This is a genomic window from Bradyrhizobium sp. 142 (genome assembly GCF_023074015.1).
Classification (GTDB): Bacteria; Pseudomonadota; Alphaproteobacteria; order Rhizobiales; family Xanthobacteraceae; genus Bradyrhizobium.
In genome coordinates, this window is sequence record NZ_JADPKQ010000330.1 from 1 (window position 1) to 1,023 (window position 1,023).

Sequence of the window (1,023 nt, forward strand, 5' to 3'; positions counted from 1 at the left end):
TAGCACTGGAGAGCCCCGCCCTGAGAATCGAGGTGTTTGCAACCCTCACTCAGGAAGGAACTCTCCATGAGCGATACCAACACAGTCAGTCCGCTGCGTCAGCGTATGATCGAAGACATGGCGGCGCGCAAGCTCAACCCGCACACTCAGCGTGGCCACATTTACAGTTGCAAGCGGTTCGCCGCCTGGCTCAAACGCTCGCCCGATACGGCAACCCCCGACGAGGTCCGCCGATTTCAGCTGCACCTCATCGAGAGCGGGACGAGCATCTGCAACCGCAATCGGATCATGACCGGGGTACGGTTCTTGTTCCGCGTCACGCTACGTCGCCACGATCTGGCGGCCGAGGTTTGGCACATCAAGGAGCCTGAGAGGCTGCCGCCGGTGCTGAGCCCCGAGGAGGTCAAGCGGGTTCTGACCATGGCAACGAGCCTGAAGGCACGAGCGATGCTAACGCTGGCCTATGGTTGCGGGCTGCGGGCCAGCGAAGTGGTGCGGCTGCGAGCGGGTGACATCGACAGGGAGCAGATGATCATCCGCATCGTGCAGTCGAAGGGCCGCAAGGATCGACACGTGATGCTGCCGGCAGAGGTCGTGAAGCTATTGCGGCAATGGTGGAGGGAGCGACCGACCGCGGATGATGCCGCCGTCGCGCCAGAACAACGCTGGCTGTTTCCAGGCCGCAGTCAACATCAGCCTCTGACCACGCGTCAGTTCGGCCGGCTGTTCAAGGAGGCCGCCAAAGCCGCGGGGCTGCGCAAGACGGTCTCGCTGCATTCGCTGCGCCACAGCTTCGCGACACATCTGCTCGAGCGCGGCAGAGACATTCGCTTGATTCAAGCGTTGCTCGGACATTCCAAGCTCGAGACGACAGCCCGCTACAGTCGCGTGGCGATCGGGCTGATTGCCAAGATCGAGAGTCCCCTGGAGGGCCTGAGCCCGCCGCGTCGCGGGCGCGCGAAGCGAGACAGTAAGGAGCCGCCGGCGCCGTAGCGCCGCCGGCCATGGTTCGACCTGCTCTAG

1 protein-coding gene is annotated in these 1,023 nt (G+C 63.7%); it reads left to right on the forward strand.

All coding sequences use genetic code 11. The features are described 5' to 3' along the window. Positions 1 to 105 precede the first annotated feature (105 nt). Positions 106 to 993, forward strand: a complete 888-nt coding sequence (locus tag IVA82_RS31045; protein ID WP_256469740.1) for a tyrosine-type recombinase/integrase — start codon at positions 106 to 108, stop codon at positions 991 to 993. Positions 994 to 1,023: the final 30 nt, after the last annotated feature.

Excerpts from the sequence above, each read along its gene's own strand:
- IVA82_RS31045 (WP_256469740.1), top strand. The coding sequence starts at position 106 with ATGATCGAAGACATGGCGGCGCGCAAGCTCAACCCGCACACTCAGCGT.